The 14,483-nt window shown below is 31.2% G+C and carries 9 protein-coding genes; all 9 read left to right on the forward strand.

What is annotated here, in order from left to right; translation table 11 throughout:
- The first annotated feature begins 163 nt into the window (after positions 1-163).
- The 9 genes from BALCAV_RS23500 to BALCAV_RS18340 all read left to right on the forward strand — a co-directional run bounded on the left by BALCAV_RS23500 (position 164) and on the right by BALCAV_RS18340 (position 14,378).
- Positions 164-841: a helix-turn-helix transcriptional regulator gene (locus BALCAV_RS23500; protein WP_003320546.1), complete on the forward strand. Its 678-nt coding sequence runs from the start codon at positions 164-166 to the stop codon at positions 839-841.
- 30 nt (positions 842-871) lie between these two features.
- Positions 872-1,132 (forward strand): WYL domain-containing protein, encoded by a 261-nt coding sequence (locus BALCAV_RS23505; RefSeq protein ID WP_003320547.1) that lies wholly within the window; start codon positions 872-874, stop codon positions 1,130-1,132.
- 54 nt (positions 1,133-1,186) lie between these two features.
- Positions 1,187-2,695 carry a TIGR02677 family protein gene (locus BALCAV_RS18305; protein WP_003320548.1) on the forward strand — a complete coding sequence of 503 codons (1,509 nt, stop codon included), beginning with the start codon at positions 1,187-1,189 and terminating at the stop codon, positions 2,693-2,695.
- Positions 2,696-2,697: 2 nt separating this feature from the next.
- The gene (locus BALCAV_RS18310) at positions 2,698-3,891 is read left to right on the forward strand and encodes a TIGR02678 family protein (RefSeq protein WP_003320549.1); all 1,194 of its coding nucleotides are present in this window, start codon (positions 2,698-2,700) and stop codon (positions 3,889-3,891) included.
- A gap of 16 nt (positions 3,892-3,907) precedes the next feature.
- A complete protein-coding gene (locus BALCAV_RS18315) occupies positions 3,908-5,749 on the forward strand; it encodes a hypothetical protein (protein ID WP_040324214.1) in 1,842 nt (613 codons plus the stop codon).
- Positions 5,731-8,079 (forward strand): SbcC/MukB-like Walker B domain-containing protein, encoded by a 2,349-nt coding sequence (locus tag BALCAV_RS18320; RefSeq protein ID WP_040324215.1) that lies wholly within the window; start codon positions 5,731-5,733, stop codon positions 8,077-8,079. Before BALCAV_RS18315 ends, BALCAV_RS18320 begins: the two co-directional genes overlap by 19 nt.
- Complete coding sequence (locus BALCAV_RS18325) at positions 8,063-9,388, forward strand: TIGR02679 domain-containing protein (RefSeq protein ID WP_003320552.1); 1,326 nt, start codon at positions 8,063-8,065, stop codon at positions 9,386-9,388. The genes BALCAV_RS18320 and BALCAV_RS18325 overlap by 17 nt, the downstream gene beginning before the upstream one ends.
- Before the next feature lie 715 nt (positions 9,389-10,103).
- On the forward strand, positions 10,104-13,550 hold the full coding sequence (locus tag BALCAV_RS18335) for a tetratricopeptide repeat protein (RefSeq protein ID WP_003320554.1): 3,447 nt from the start codon (positions 10,104-10,106) through the stop codon (positions 13,548-13,550).
- Positions 13,551-14,048: 498 nt separating this feature from the next.
- A complete protein-coding gene (locus BALCAV_RS18340; RefSeq protein ID WP_003320555.1) occupies positions 14,049-14,378 on the forward strand; it encodes a hypothetical protein in 330 nt (109 codons plus the stop codon).
- The last annotated feature ends 105 nt before the right edge of the window (positions 14,379-14,483 follow it).

A 14,483-nucleotide genomic window follows, 5' to 3' on the forward strand; every position in this document is an offset into this window, starting at 1 on the left:
TCAGAATTATTCTAATTTTTTTAGTATATCTCGTTAACCCACAGTGTAATACACTGCGGTCAGTAGTTATAATGAATATAATAATGACTTGTTATAAATTTCATAAATGGAAAATTGGGGTAAGTGAATTTGAGGAAGTAAACCAAATCAAAGAGGTGAAAAAATGAAATATGAACAAGTACAATACTCTTCTCAACAAAGAGTATTAGACATATATAACCGATTATTGGCAGGAGAAAGTATTAATGTTTCTAATTTATCTGCTGAATATGGAAAGCATACTGAAACTATTAAAGAAGATATTAGGCATATAAGATTCGTTATTGAACAACAATATAATTCTATATTATACGATGCTAAAAATAATACGTACTCTATCGAAAAAAGCAATGATTTTTTAATGTCAGGAGACATTCTTATTTTATTGATACTGTTATACCAAAGTCGTTCATTAATTAAGGAAGAACGGATTTTAATAGAAGAGAAACTGATTAATCTCTTTACTTTAGAAGAAAGAAGAAAATTAAAAAAGTTTTTTAGGAGCTATAATTATCATTATTCACCTTCACAAAGAAACGAAATTAGGGGGAAAATAAACGATTTATTTCATGCTATTCTTGAGCAAAAGCAAATATTATTTTTGTACAGTAAAAATAATGGATTAAAAGAAAGAAAGGTAAAACCACTAACAATTAATTTTCATGATTATCAATTCTATCTGGTTGCTGAATTTGTAGGCAAGGAATACAAAACTCCAGTAAATTTTCGCATCGATAAAATTGAAAAAATAACAATATTAGAAGAAAGATTTGAAATTAATCATACTAATGATTTTTTTTAGCCAGGAAAGCATAGTAATCAGTCTTATAACATGTTTACTGGGGAGGAAGTTACAGTAAAGTTAAGGGTTGATAGTTCTATTGAAGAATATGTATATCGTGCATTCCCAACTGCCCAAAAAATAAATGTATATAAGGGTAAATATACCATATTTGATGTAAAAGTACTTGGAATGGACGGTATATTATTTTGGATATTAGGACAGCAAGATAGAGTCAAAGTTATTTCACCTGAAGAGTTAAGGAATAAAGTAAAGGACATTATTTTTAGAATGACAAAAATTTATAAGTAATTAAAAGAATTAAGTCGGGCAGTATTCCTACGAAAATAGAATGGAGTGAAACAAGTGCTAGAGTCTAGACTTTTAGAGCCTTTTACAAAAGCAAAATATCTAAGTGAGCAAAATTATCAAAGGTATGTCGCTATAATTAATTATTTATATATACAACATGAAATTTATTACTCGCCTCCTTCGTTACCGATAGATATATTTAACCATATTATAAGTAACGATAAATTGGGTGTGTTTAAAGAATATAATTTAACAAAGTTAGAGACTGATTTAAATGCATTAGAAGAGTGGGGAAATGTTATGTCTCACCCAGATACAGGACACGTAACTCGAATTGAAGATTTTAATAAAAGGAAATTAAGGTATCAATGTACAGAAGAAACAATAGAACTAGAAAGAATGATGGAAAAACTAAATAGTAAAATAAATATGGTAAGAGGTTCAATGGATTCAGGTCTTGTTAAGGCTTTAACTACTTTGTTGCTAGAATTGGAAGACTATACTGGTGAAGAGAAATACGTTAATTTGGAAGAACAAAAAGATGTTAGTAAGTTGTGGGAAGATATGTTTACTAGATTTGATAATCTAAGAAAGGAAACATCAGACTATCTTGGTGTCATCCATAGTAGAAACATTGAAGATGCGATGCAAAATAAAAAAATAAACGCATTTCGCATTAAATTTACTAACTATTTAACTGATTTTATCATTACGATACAAAGAAATATCCATATTATTGAAGATGTAATTAGTGTAATGGATAAGTCAAAAGCATTAGATTTGGTTATTGCAACTTTGATAAAAAAACAAAAAGAGAAACCTACCCTCGAAGATGACATGTCGGACGATGAATATCGTGAAATCTTCATGAACCAGTGGAAAGGGTTAGTAAGATGGTTTGTTCGAGATGATTTCAACGAAAGATATGTTGACTATTTACTAAAGCAAACAAATGATACAATAAGTCGTTTTACAAAATATTTACAGCAACTTAGCGAAAGAGAGTTACAGTCCAAAAATAGAAAGAAACAATTTTTACATGTAGCTGACCTTTTTGAAACAGAGGAGGGTTTTGACATTTGCCAAAAGGCTTTTGGAACGATTACTAATGTTGAAAAGCCACTTCATTTTCAGTCATCAAAAGTAAGGGAAGTAAATACAGAAGACACTCTTTATAATCATACCCCTGAAATAATATCTATTAAAGATGCAAAGGACAGGAATAAACCGATTAAAAAGAAAATGGCTGCAATTGAACTGTCAGATGAGGATAAAGATATTCAGGAACAACTAAAAAGAAGGAAAGAATATGAAGAACAAGAGTTGTCAGCTCTCATGAATTGCGGAATAGTTGAAATCAAGGAATTAGAAGAGGTAGAACCTTTCGTTAGAAATGCTTTATTAAATTGGATAAGTATGGCAGTAGGAAAAGAGAAAATGAAAGGAAAAACTGAGCAAGGTATTAAGTATGAAATAGAAAAACAGTCAGCTTCCTGGATAAGTATGAATTGTACAGATGGTACATTGAGAATGCCCGATTATGTCCTGTTTTTTGAGGTGTAAGAATGAATATATTCAATAAAGTAGATTTAGAGTATGACAAGAATAACCAAGTCAAGCCAGTTATTAAGGAATGCATTTATGAACTCTTTGAACGATTCTGGGTATTAAGGGAAAATGATGAAAAGTTATTTTATCAAATCAAAGACAATGAGCATGAGTTAAAACGGTTTTTTAGAGATACTTTTCGGTACAGACTGGTTTCTAATCATGAAATGATAAAGTTGGAAAAGATTCCGGTAAAACCACTTAGTTGGATGGGAGAAAAATATATTAATAGCGTACCAGTATTTAAAAGTGCAAAGGATTTCGCTTTTTTCTTTCGCATTTTAGCATTTTTAGAGGGTAAATCCGTAGACCAACAATTTACATTAAAAAATATATGTGATGCAATTAGTGCTTTTTCGCAAGAACAAGTAGTGTGGAAAGAAGGGATAGGTTATCAAAACAGGTTATCCTTAGTCCGTTTGTTGAAATACATGGTGAAAATGAGTTTGATTAAGGTTATAGACCAAGAAATAGAAGATTTTACTGGAAATGATAACCACGATGTACTTTTGGAAAGAACTCCACATAGTTCGTACTTTATGCGTATGTTTCCTCAAGAGGAAGTTGAAAATTGGAAGGGCTTACGAGATTTTTTGAGATATATGGAGCGAGAAAATCAAGAGATAGCTGATAGAAAACATCGATACTACCGAAGGTTGTTTTTGGAGCCAGTAGTCTATCATAACGAACTATCCGAGGAAGAAAGAGATTATATTAAAAAATTCTATGTCGGTGTAGAAAATACTATCTATCGTTATACCGATTTAACATATGAAAGGTATAAAAGTTCATCATTGGTAGTTAAAACAGACTATGTAAAAGGTGAAAAAATATATCCGGCAGATAACATGATTACGAAAATAGCTATTTTAATGGGGAATTACCTCTACACGAGACCACTAGCTTTTCCAAAAAATGAAAGAAATGAGATAGAGCTAATGGGGGAAGAAATCGCAACCGTTTTATCTAACTTGAGAAAAGAGTATAAAGGTAGTTGGACTAAAAAAATGAAGGACTACAAATTAGAAGAATTGCAGAAAGAAGTAATGTCAGAGCTCGTAATGTGGGGCTTTTTAGAAGAAAAAAGCGAAAACATTTATGTAATTAAAGAGGGAATATTTCGTTTTGTAGGCGATTATTTTAAAGATTAAAATAGGGGGCATTATAATGGGAGAAATAACAGAAAAGTGGACAATGCACAGAGCTGTACTATTTAACTATTGGTATTATCCGAATCAAGAACTATTGTTTAGCAATGGATGCGCGGTATTACGAGGTCATAATGGAAGTGGTAAATCTGTTACAACACAAAGTTTGATTACTGTATTGTTGGATGGAGACGTGCGAAGTCATAAGTTAGACCCGTTTGGAGGAAGAGAGCGTAAAATTACAGATACAGTGTTAGGTGAAAAAGGTTTAGTTGATATTGACCACCGTATTGGTTACATCGCTCTAGAATTTAAAAGAGGAAACACTAATATCTTTAAAACTATCGGAATGGGTGTAGAAGCTGACCGTAATAAAAAACAACCAAATGTTTGGTATTTTATTATTGACGGAAAACGTATTGGTGAAAAAGAAAGAGATTTAAAGTTATATGAAGAAGTAATGGATGAGGGTAAAGTAAAGAAACTGCCTAGAAACGAAAAAGAGCTACGTAATGTAATTGAAGCGAAATTACAGTGTGGAAAAGTTTATTCAAATAGAGATGAGTATGCGGATAATGTGAACAAACATTTGTTTGGATTTGAATCCCTAGAAAGTTTTAAAGGATTAATTGATTTATTATTGCAGGCGCGAAGTCCTAAATTAAGTGACCAGAATAAACCCGAAGGTGTGGTTCAGGTATTAAATGATTCCTTGCCACAGTTAACAGGAGAAGAGTTGAGACCATTGACATCTTCTATTGAAGCCATTGATAGGATAGAAAAAGATTTAAGGGATTATCGTCAGGATTTAAAAGGGATAAATGCACTGCATGAAGTTTATGAAGAATATAACAAAATAACACTTGCTGAAAAAGCTGTTTCCTATTTAAAATCGACTGCGGATTACGAAGAAACCAAAAAGAAAATCACAGAATCAAAGAAAAATATCGAAAAATTCGAGAAAAGATTAGCTGTATTATCATTTGAATCTAAGAAACTAGACGATGAATTAAGTATTTTTCGAACGGAGAAGGCAAATCTGGGATTGGACGAAATAGAGGCTTTACAACAGAACAAGAATGATGAAGAAAAAAATCTTGTTGAAAATAAAAATAAATTAGCTGGCTTAGAAGAGAAAAAAGAAACGGCTGAGAAAGAATATCGAACGTATAAGCTTCAGTATGAGGAGAAGGAAAGCCAAAAGAAAACTCTAGATTGGAATATGAAAGGGTATCTAAGCGAATTAAAAAACCTTTCCGCTGACATACACTTTGAAGAACATGACCGTTTTTATAATCATTTTTTTCAGGAAAAGGATGGGAATAGTTATAGCTTCGCAACATGGAAAGATGTTTTTGATGGTTATAAACAATTCATTAAAATAACAAAGGAAAAACTGGATGCATACGAAGGTATGAAAAAAGAAGTCGAGGTACTTGATAATCAATTAGGTAATATTCGTATGGAAATCGATAAGTCTCAATCTATTATAGATAAAGAGGAAGAAAATCATGAAACAGAAGTTATTAAGCTGACGCATGAAATAGGGGCTTGGAGTCAAAGTTCTAAAACATTAAGTGTATCTGAAGATATTGTGGATGGCTTACAACGCAATCTAGAAGACGTTTTCGATTCAATGGAAAAAGAAGTGTATTTTTCAATACTTAAACTTCATTATGAGGGTTCTAAAAAAGAACATGAAAGGCAACTCATGAAGAAGGGTTACGCAATTGAATTATTAGCCTCTGAAATAGAAGATATAGAATCAAAGATACAAGATTGGAAAGGTAGAGAAGAAATAGAGCCGGAATTTGCAAAAAAAGAAAAAGTGATTGGGAAAAATTGTATCAAAATGGAATAGAATTTCGACCATTCTATGAAGTTTTTGAATACAAAGAAGGCATATCTGAAATAGATAAAATCAATATTCAAAGTGCTCTGCTTGAAGCAGGGATATTAAGTTCGGTAGTAGTTCCTAAAAACAGTACCCAAATAGCAAGTGAATATTCTTCTGTATTGATGTATGGACCGAAAAAAGAAGTGAACCTTGGTGAAGTATTAATAGCGGCAGGAGGTTTTGAGCAGTATAACGAAATACTGGATGGAATATCATTCGAAAAAAATACAGATGGTTATGTACTTTCAGATGGTAGTTACCACAATGCTTTTGTCGAAGGTAAGTCTTCAGTATTCGAGGATAATATCTATATTGGTAAAGCCTCTAGAGAAGCCGTAAGAAGGAAGAAAATCGAAGAATTAGAACAAATATATCTAGAAAAAGTTTTCGAAAAGGAAAAAGTTGAAAAGGAAATCTCTGATATTGAAATGGCGGACAGAAATTTAGATAACGAATATCAAGCATTTCCTTCATTAGAGAATTTGGAAGTAATTATAAAGGATATAAAAAACGAAGTGAATAGAATTAAAGAAGTGTTAGAACCGGAAGAAAAGTCGGTTTCTAGTCAAATAACAGGCAAAAGTTCAGAAATGAAGCTTATGATGACAGAAATAAAAAAACAGATGAATTTTACAGAATTGTCACTTACATTAGACTCATTTGTTGTTGAATTAAAAAACTTAGATGATTATTCTGATTGTTTAAGTGATTTGGAGAGCAGTTATAAAGAAAGAAATTCAATAGGTGAAGTAGCTTCAACCAAGTTGAATTTAGTGAATGCGAAAGAAGAAGAAGCAAATTATTATCACTCTGAAATAAAGGATATCGAGGGGAAGATTTCAACATTTGAAAAGAAAATAGAGAACTTCGACAAAAGACTTCGAGACATTGATTCTGATAATATCTTGGAAAGAGTGAATGAGCTTACCTACCAAATAAACACTGCTATTCCTGAAAAAAAAGAAAATATATTCCGAGAAGAAGAACAAGTGAAAAATAAAAAACAAGGTGCGGAAGAATATATCCGAATTAACGAATCAAATAAACTCCCGTTTCAATTAAAAATTCAAGAATCATGGGAAGGTGCATTTGGAGAACATGTTAAGTTAGGATTTATTACGATTGAAAATGGTTTGGCATTGTTGGATTTGGCTCAATTTATCAAGAAAGAATACGGGCAACTGATTGATAAAAAAAGAGAAAATGTTGAAAAAATAAAAAATCGATTAGACAAAGTATATAAAGACCAAAGTGTAGTCTTGCCGATGCATTACGACCCTGATATGAAACCTGTAAAATCGGATTATTTCCCAACAATTGAAGGGGAGGGTGAAGACCAGGTTCTGTTAAATCTAATGTCCGAACAGATGACGCGTCTTGTTGTCACTTTGGAAGTAGATAATCATCGTGTTTCTCCTTCTGGAGCTGTGAAATTATTAAAGGATAAGATAGAAGATTTAGAAGTCAACGCTGCTGAAAAGGATAGAGAATTATATCAAGAAATTCTTATCAATACACTGGGGGAAAGCATTCGAAGAAAGATAAATTACGTAGAGCAATGGGAAAAAGAAATGAACAAGTTTATGGAACATGAAAACTTAATTAAATTCCGTATTAAATGGGTTCCGAAAACAGTCGAAGAGGATAAAAGAGATGAAGAATTAAATACACAGCAATTAGTTAAAGCTTTAAAAAAAGACAGTAGATGGATTGACATTGACCAAATTGGTAAACACTTTCGCTCTAAAATCAAAGAAGCCAAAAGGAAAGTCGAAAATGACAATGAGGTAAATTTACAAAAAGTTATGCGTGAAGTATTGGACTACCGAACATGGTTTGATTTTGAGATTTATTTCACAAAAAAGGGAGATAAGGAACGAAGATTGAATAGGAACTCTTACGGGGAACTAAGTGGAGGACAACGAGTATTAGCAATGGTGACACCAGTGTTGGCAGCTCTTTACGCAAAGTATTTAGAAGGTCGTGAAGATGCACCTAAAATCTTTACTTTAGATGAAGCTTTCTCAAGGGTAGACGAAGAAAATATTAACGTGATGTTTAATTATATTTATAAACTTGGCTTTAACTATATCTTAAACTCACAATCTTTATGGGGATGTTTCGAATCTGTACCTTCTTTAAGCATCTACGAATTATCAAGACCGGAAAATAGACCTAGTGTAACGGTTCTCTCATATTTCTGGAATGGAAATAGAAGAAAAAGGGTTGAGGAGAACGAGTTAAAAGAGTTAATTGAAGGAAATGAGGTAGACGGTTATGTCTCAACAACTTGATAAAGTAATTCAAATTTTCAAAGAGGAAAAGGGCTTTCAACGCCTTTTTTCTCTATTTTACGAAAAGTACAGGAGTTATGAACGCATAGAGAAAGGTATAAGTATATCAATCGAAAATCCAACAAAGGATGAAAAAAATGCTATAGGGGGATTAATGGGATTAGATTACTCGAAAAAGAGTGAAATCAAAATAACAGCATCTAAGTTTGAAAAAGCACTGAAAAACACTGTATTCGAAAAAGCTATTTCAGATATTACCCTTCAAGAAATAGTTCAAGCATACTTTGGTGAAGAGTTAATTAGTAAGAAGAAAGAGCATAATATTTTTGTTGAAGAAAGGGATACGTTTTTTCTAAGTTATACATTATTACCTCATTCAGAATTAATGAAAAAAGTAATTCAATGGTTAAGTAAAGAAGAAAACAAAAATAATAGATATTACTATCTTTATAAACAAGATAGAATGGAACTTCAAAGAATAATGGATGATATATCAACGTTACTTTCCATGTTCCCGTTGCAAGAGCCAATTTATTTACCTATATTCTCTTCGATGGTAACAAAGAATCCACACTCTTTCGACATGGATAAAGACAGAGGGAAAATTTTGCTTTATACACTACAGGTGTTGGAAGAGATTGAATATGGGAAACAAATATCAAATAAGCAAGATGCTGAAGAAATAAGCGCTTTATTATTTAAGTACAACATATTACGAGATGATTTGTTTAATTATGTAACGGTTTATAATGTGTTAGGAAGAAAACAAGATGGTGAAGAAAGTAAATTATTAAAAGGTCTACAAGACGAGCAGTCAGTAATCAATCTCCCTTTGAGAGAAGTAATGGACTTAAGCGAAATTACTGCTAGTAATAATAAAATCTTCATGGTTGAAAATTCATCTGTGGCATCCTATCTCATTTCTGAAACCAAAAAGACGGGCATCAATGTTTCCATCGTGTCTGGCAATGGGATGCTAAATATCGCAACACTTCGTTTTCTTGATATTTTTGTTGAGAGTGGAGGACTGGTATACTATGCGGGAGATTTTGACCCTGAAGGATTAATGATTGCACAAAAATTATTACAACGCTATGATTCCGCCATGAAACTATGGAGTATGGGAACAGTTGATTATGGCTTAGCTTTATCTAACGAATACATAACAGCAAGTAGTCTATCTAAGTTAATAAATAGTGTAAAACATCCAAGCTTAATGGAATTAAAAGATGAAATATTAAAACAAAAAAAAGCCGGCTTCTCAGAAAATTTATTATCAAAACTTCTTAAAGGGCTAGAAATCGGGTAGAAATATATTTTCATATAATGGTATATAGATATTTATAGTATTTTAATTTCCACTACTCAATTAATCATTGATATTAGCGAATTAATTGTAACGAAGAAAGTGGTATGATAGAAAAAGAAATTGTATAATGCTTTAACTTCCAATGACACCGGGCAACATTGTTAAAGGTGGTGATGTAATGTTGAAGGTGTTATCCAATAACTTCCAATCCATTAAGCGAAACATGACCATTGACTGGAGTATTCGTAAATGCGTTATAGCTAAATGAGGATATCTGTCAAACACTTATAAAGAAGTATTAAATCTACTGGATATGCAAGAGCTTACCATAGATACAGTAATGGCAAACAGAACTAATAGCAGAGAATAAAGTCGTTAGACTTTCACGATGAATCAGTACTATATATGTAAACTATTATTTAAGGCAGAAGTATTCGAGAAATTTTGCTTTACTGTAGTTAATTTAATTCGAAGTATAAGCAACAAATAATAATAAGGGGGAAATTTCAGTGGAATATTTTAATATAATAGCTAGCATAGCATCTATATTATCATTAATTATCGCCTTAATTACTTTGAATAAGGTGGTTAACATTTATAATAATTTATTTATTGATAAGAGTAGAAAAACAGACAATTCGAACCATTCATCCCAAAACATCAAAACACGTGATAACACCAATACTACTATTAATCAGGTTGGGAGGGATAAGAAGTGAAGTCATTTTTACGACGGCTTTTCGATAAAAATGGGGGAGGTTATCCTGTACAAATTATTGAAACTAGGGATAACCAAAAAACTACTATTACTCAAAATCAGTATAATATTATGACTGAAAGTAAAGAAGGTTCAGCTTTAATTAGAACATTAATTGAACAAAGTGGTAGTGCGAATGAGACTCCATCAAAAGAGTTAATATCAAAACTATTAGATGAAACCATTAAAAATATTAAAAGTTTCATTAATGCAGGTAACATAAATGAAGCTTTAAAGTTAATAAATGGCTTGGTTTCATCTTCAGGTTTTAATTTACTTCCTACTGAAGAACAATCACAAATACTATATTACTCAGGCGTTATAAACTTAGATAGAGAAAATATTGAAGGTGCTCGTAATGATGCAAATAGTATATTGGTTTTAGAAGGGCAGGTAAAAAAAGGATATGAATTAGAATTAAAAATTGCTGCTATGACTGGTGAAAGAAGAGATTTCGAGTTGGTTTTAGGAAAGCTTTGTGCAATTGGATTGACTAATGAAGAATTTTTAGAGCAACAGATTTTTTTCGAGGTGTCAATTGGAAATTTTGAGGAAGCAATTAAGATAGGCACAGTAGAAGATAATAAAATTGATAAAATGCTTATTAACAGAAAAAACGCTCTTTATTATTTGGGAATAGCATTTTTGAACACCTCACACTTTAAGGTTGCCTATGAACTTATTTCTAAATCTATTGAAAAGGAGAATTCAAATTATAAGCAATACTTAATAATTCTTGCAGAGATACTTCCTTGTATTAACAAGCCTATTAAATTTTCAAGCTCAAGTAATGGATTTGAACATCCTAAAAAAGATTTACTAAATGTTAAGCTAGTAGAACTTCTTAAGTTGAGAGAATATGCTGAAAAAAAGAGCATTGAATTTCAAGTCGATTATTGGGGATATGTCTTAACTCTTAAACTATTTGTTAACCCTCAAGAAATACTAACTGATATTAGTGAATTACCGGAGGAGATTAAAAACAAAGAACCGGTTAGGTTAATGCTCGCGGAGTATTATTTCGTCTTAAAATCTTACGATGAAGCAATACACATCTATGAAGAGTTATATGGAAATACTAAGAATAGGAATATCCTTGAGAAGATAATTGTGTGTCTATATGAAAAAGAAGACTATAAGGGGATAGTCTCTCTCATTGAAAATACAAAAGCGATTACGGTAGAAACAGCATATTCCGACATAGTTACCCTATATATTATTGCATATAAAAAGGTAAGTGAATATGATAACTTGATAGAAAAAATAAATGAACTTGAAAATATCTACAAAAATGAATCTTTATTCTACAATATTGCTGCAAGGGTAGTACATGGGGAGGATAAAGAATTAGGAGTCAGGTACTTATCTAAAGCTTTAGAAAAAGTAGATGAAAACGTGACAACGGATGAAATATTTATTATCTCTGAGACATGTAAAATCATGCAGCGTTTAGATTTTGGAATTGAACTACTACAAGCAATTAATACAGACACAACCTCGTTAAAAATTGAATTAGCCAAGTTTTTAGTTGATACTCAAGATGCAACAAACATAGAAAAAGCTAATAGGATTTTAGAAGAAATCCCTGAAAATGAAATAAATTCAAATGTTCTAGACTTGCGTGCTCATATAAATTTATACAATGATAATTATAAGGAAGCGCTGAATATATTAACAGTATTATATCAAGAAGTGCCAAATGATTATACAGCATACTTAATTATTTTGTCGAAGCTAAACATAAATGATGATAGTAATGCTGAATTATATGTTCGCCACCTTTTACGTAGTGAAAATCCAGTCTTTTTGATGATGGGTGCATTTGCACAAAAAGTATTATTAAGTGAAATTAATGCAGGGGTTAAGAACGCATATAAGTCTTTAGCTATTTTAAAAGATAAATATGTTGAACAAATATACTTTCAGTACATCGCATTCTTTTTACCTTTTGCTGGTGAAACATTGGAGGGTGTTTCCATACCAAAAGAAAAAGTTGATATAGACTGTGTTGTCAAAATTGTTGATAACGATGGTGAGAGTAGGTTTATCTGTATAGAAAAGGGAGGTTTAGATGGAGAATACTACTTAAACTGTGAGCGTTATAATGAGAATTCAGAGATAGCGCTTCTATTATTAGGGATGAAAAAGGGCGAAAAAGTTTGTATTTGCGATAGTAATTATACTATTGAAGAAATATTTGATAAGTATTTCTATGTTTATCAACATTGTGCTCAAAAGCATTTTGAGATAAATCCTGAATCAAAGGGTTTACGTCAGTTTTCGTTTGATAAAGACGACCCTTACCAACTTATAGAAAAGATGGTACCTATCCTTTCTGAGAATTACGAGAAAAAGAAGAGGATAATTGAACAAGTTCAGAGAGCCCAATTACCGTTAAGTAGTGTAAGCAATCAAGATTATTCACTTATGTTTGATGTGATTCATCATTTTTATTGGAGTAAAGACGAAATTTTCAATTCAGGAAAACCTATACCAAGGCAACTTGGTGAAAGCGATAGAATAGTAATAGATTTAACAACTTTAGTATTTTTGAAGGTTATCGATAAGTTGGAGGTACTTGATATATTTAAGGACCGAATTCATATTACGCAATCTACGTATAATGTTATCGAGCAGTCTTTCAATAAATCAAGGGAAACAGAAAATACTGTTGGCACTATGTATCTTGAAGAAGGTTTACATCCAAGAATCAACAGAATTACACCTGAAGACCATAAGAGGAACATGGAATTATGGAGAGATATACTTTTAGCGGTGAGAACATTTAATATTTGCGATGAGTTAGATGTACCAGATTTAATACCCGCCAGATTGAATGTTGATATAGAGCCAATTGTTTTGGCGCATAAACTTAATGGAGTTTTTATATCTGAAGATTTGTTTATAAAAAATTTAAAACAGTATATGTACCCTGGGTCACTATGTACTAATGTAATGTCATTATTAGATAGTTATTACAATGTTAACAAGGACAAATATTGTGAATATCTAGATTTACTGTTAGAACTAAGCAAGAATAAGTATTATTCTATTTGTACACCAAACAATTTAGTTAATATACTTAAGGAATGTATCTTAAAGCAGCAAATACTTTTAGCTGAAGGTACTCCTTCTAATAAATTTATATTAACAATAAAAAACCTATTAAGTGATAAGCGCTTTGTAAGAGTACACCTATCTATTATACGAGATATTATTCACATGCTTTACGACATGAGGATTGATATAAAGGCAATAACATTATTGGAAATGTTAATAAAAGAGGTGAAAGTAGCATCTACAATGTTTAATGTGGATACTTTATTAATTACATTTATTCTAGAACCTTGTGGGTTAGACGTAATCAAAGAAGAATTTATAAATAGTATTTATAAAAGAGTTTGATATTTAAGTTTTTTCCTCTGTACAAGTTCTGTAATTAGCGGTGAAAAACGATTTTTCAAAAAAACTAGGATGGATAATCCTAGTTTTTTATTTAACTTCAATAAAAAAATCATTCTGGAGGTATTGTCGTTTTAGAATTATACATAACGTTTTGCATATTAGTTATTACTTCTTTAAAAGTGGTCCAATTTACCCCGACTTCTTTTATATTTTCATAATTATCATTTATATAAGGAGCGCTCCACATTAATATACGCATTCGTTGTTCTTGTAAATATTGCTTTAAATGTTTAGTATAAAAAACATTTAATGAATTGAATTCATTATTTGATTTAAAGAAAACTTCTTCTAAAAGCTCTCCAGAGTCAGATAAATTGACAATTAATCCCCAACTAATAAAATCACCTTCGTTATTTATTGAATTTCCAATTAAAAATGGAATATTAGATTCAAAAGTTAAAACAACTTCTAAAGAGTGCGTATCTAAACAATAAAATTTTGGATAGTTACTATAATGCAGCTCTTATTGGAAAAAAAGTGAAAAATTCCATTAGTGGTTTAGGAATATATTCTATTAGCGAACAATCTGATATTTCATTTTATGTGATGTATGTTTGTTCAGCTAAGGTTGCTGGTTCGGTAGATATTACACCCAAGAAATTAAGTATAATTCAGGTGGAGGAGTTTACTGAAGAGAACATTAAAAGATGTGCCGAATATGTTCATGAAAAATATCAAACACTAGGCGGAAATAATACAGTGGCAAAAGGAACGAATTTAATTGATGCAATCTTACAGGATGAATTTATAAAAAAGTCATTTAGCTAACATTCTGATAGAAATTTAGTTAAATTTCAACCTCACTTCATCACGGGGAATCATATCATAAGTAATTGTGAATTTATGTACTTAAAGTAACGGGTGCTAGTAAAA

Source organism: Alkalihalobacillus alcalophilus ATCC 27647 = CGMCC 1.3604, from assembly GCF_000292245.2.
In the GTDB taxonomy this organism is placed as follows: Bacteria; Bacillota; Bacilli; order Bacillales; family Bacillaceae_D; genus Alkalihalobacillus; species Alkalihalobacillus alcalophilus.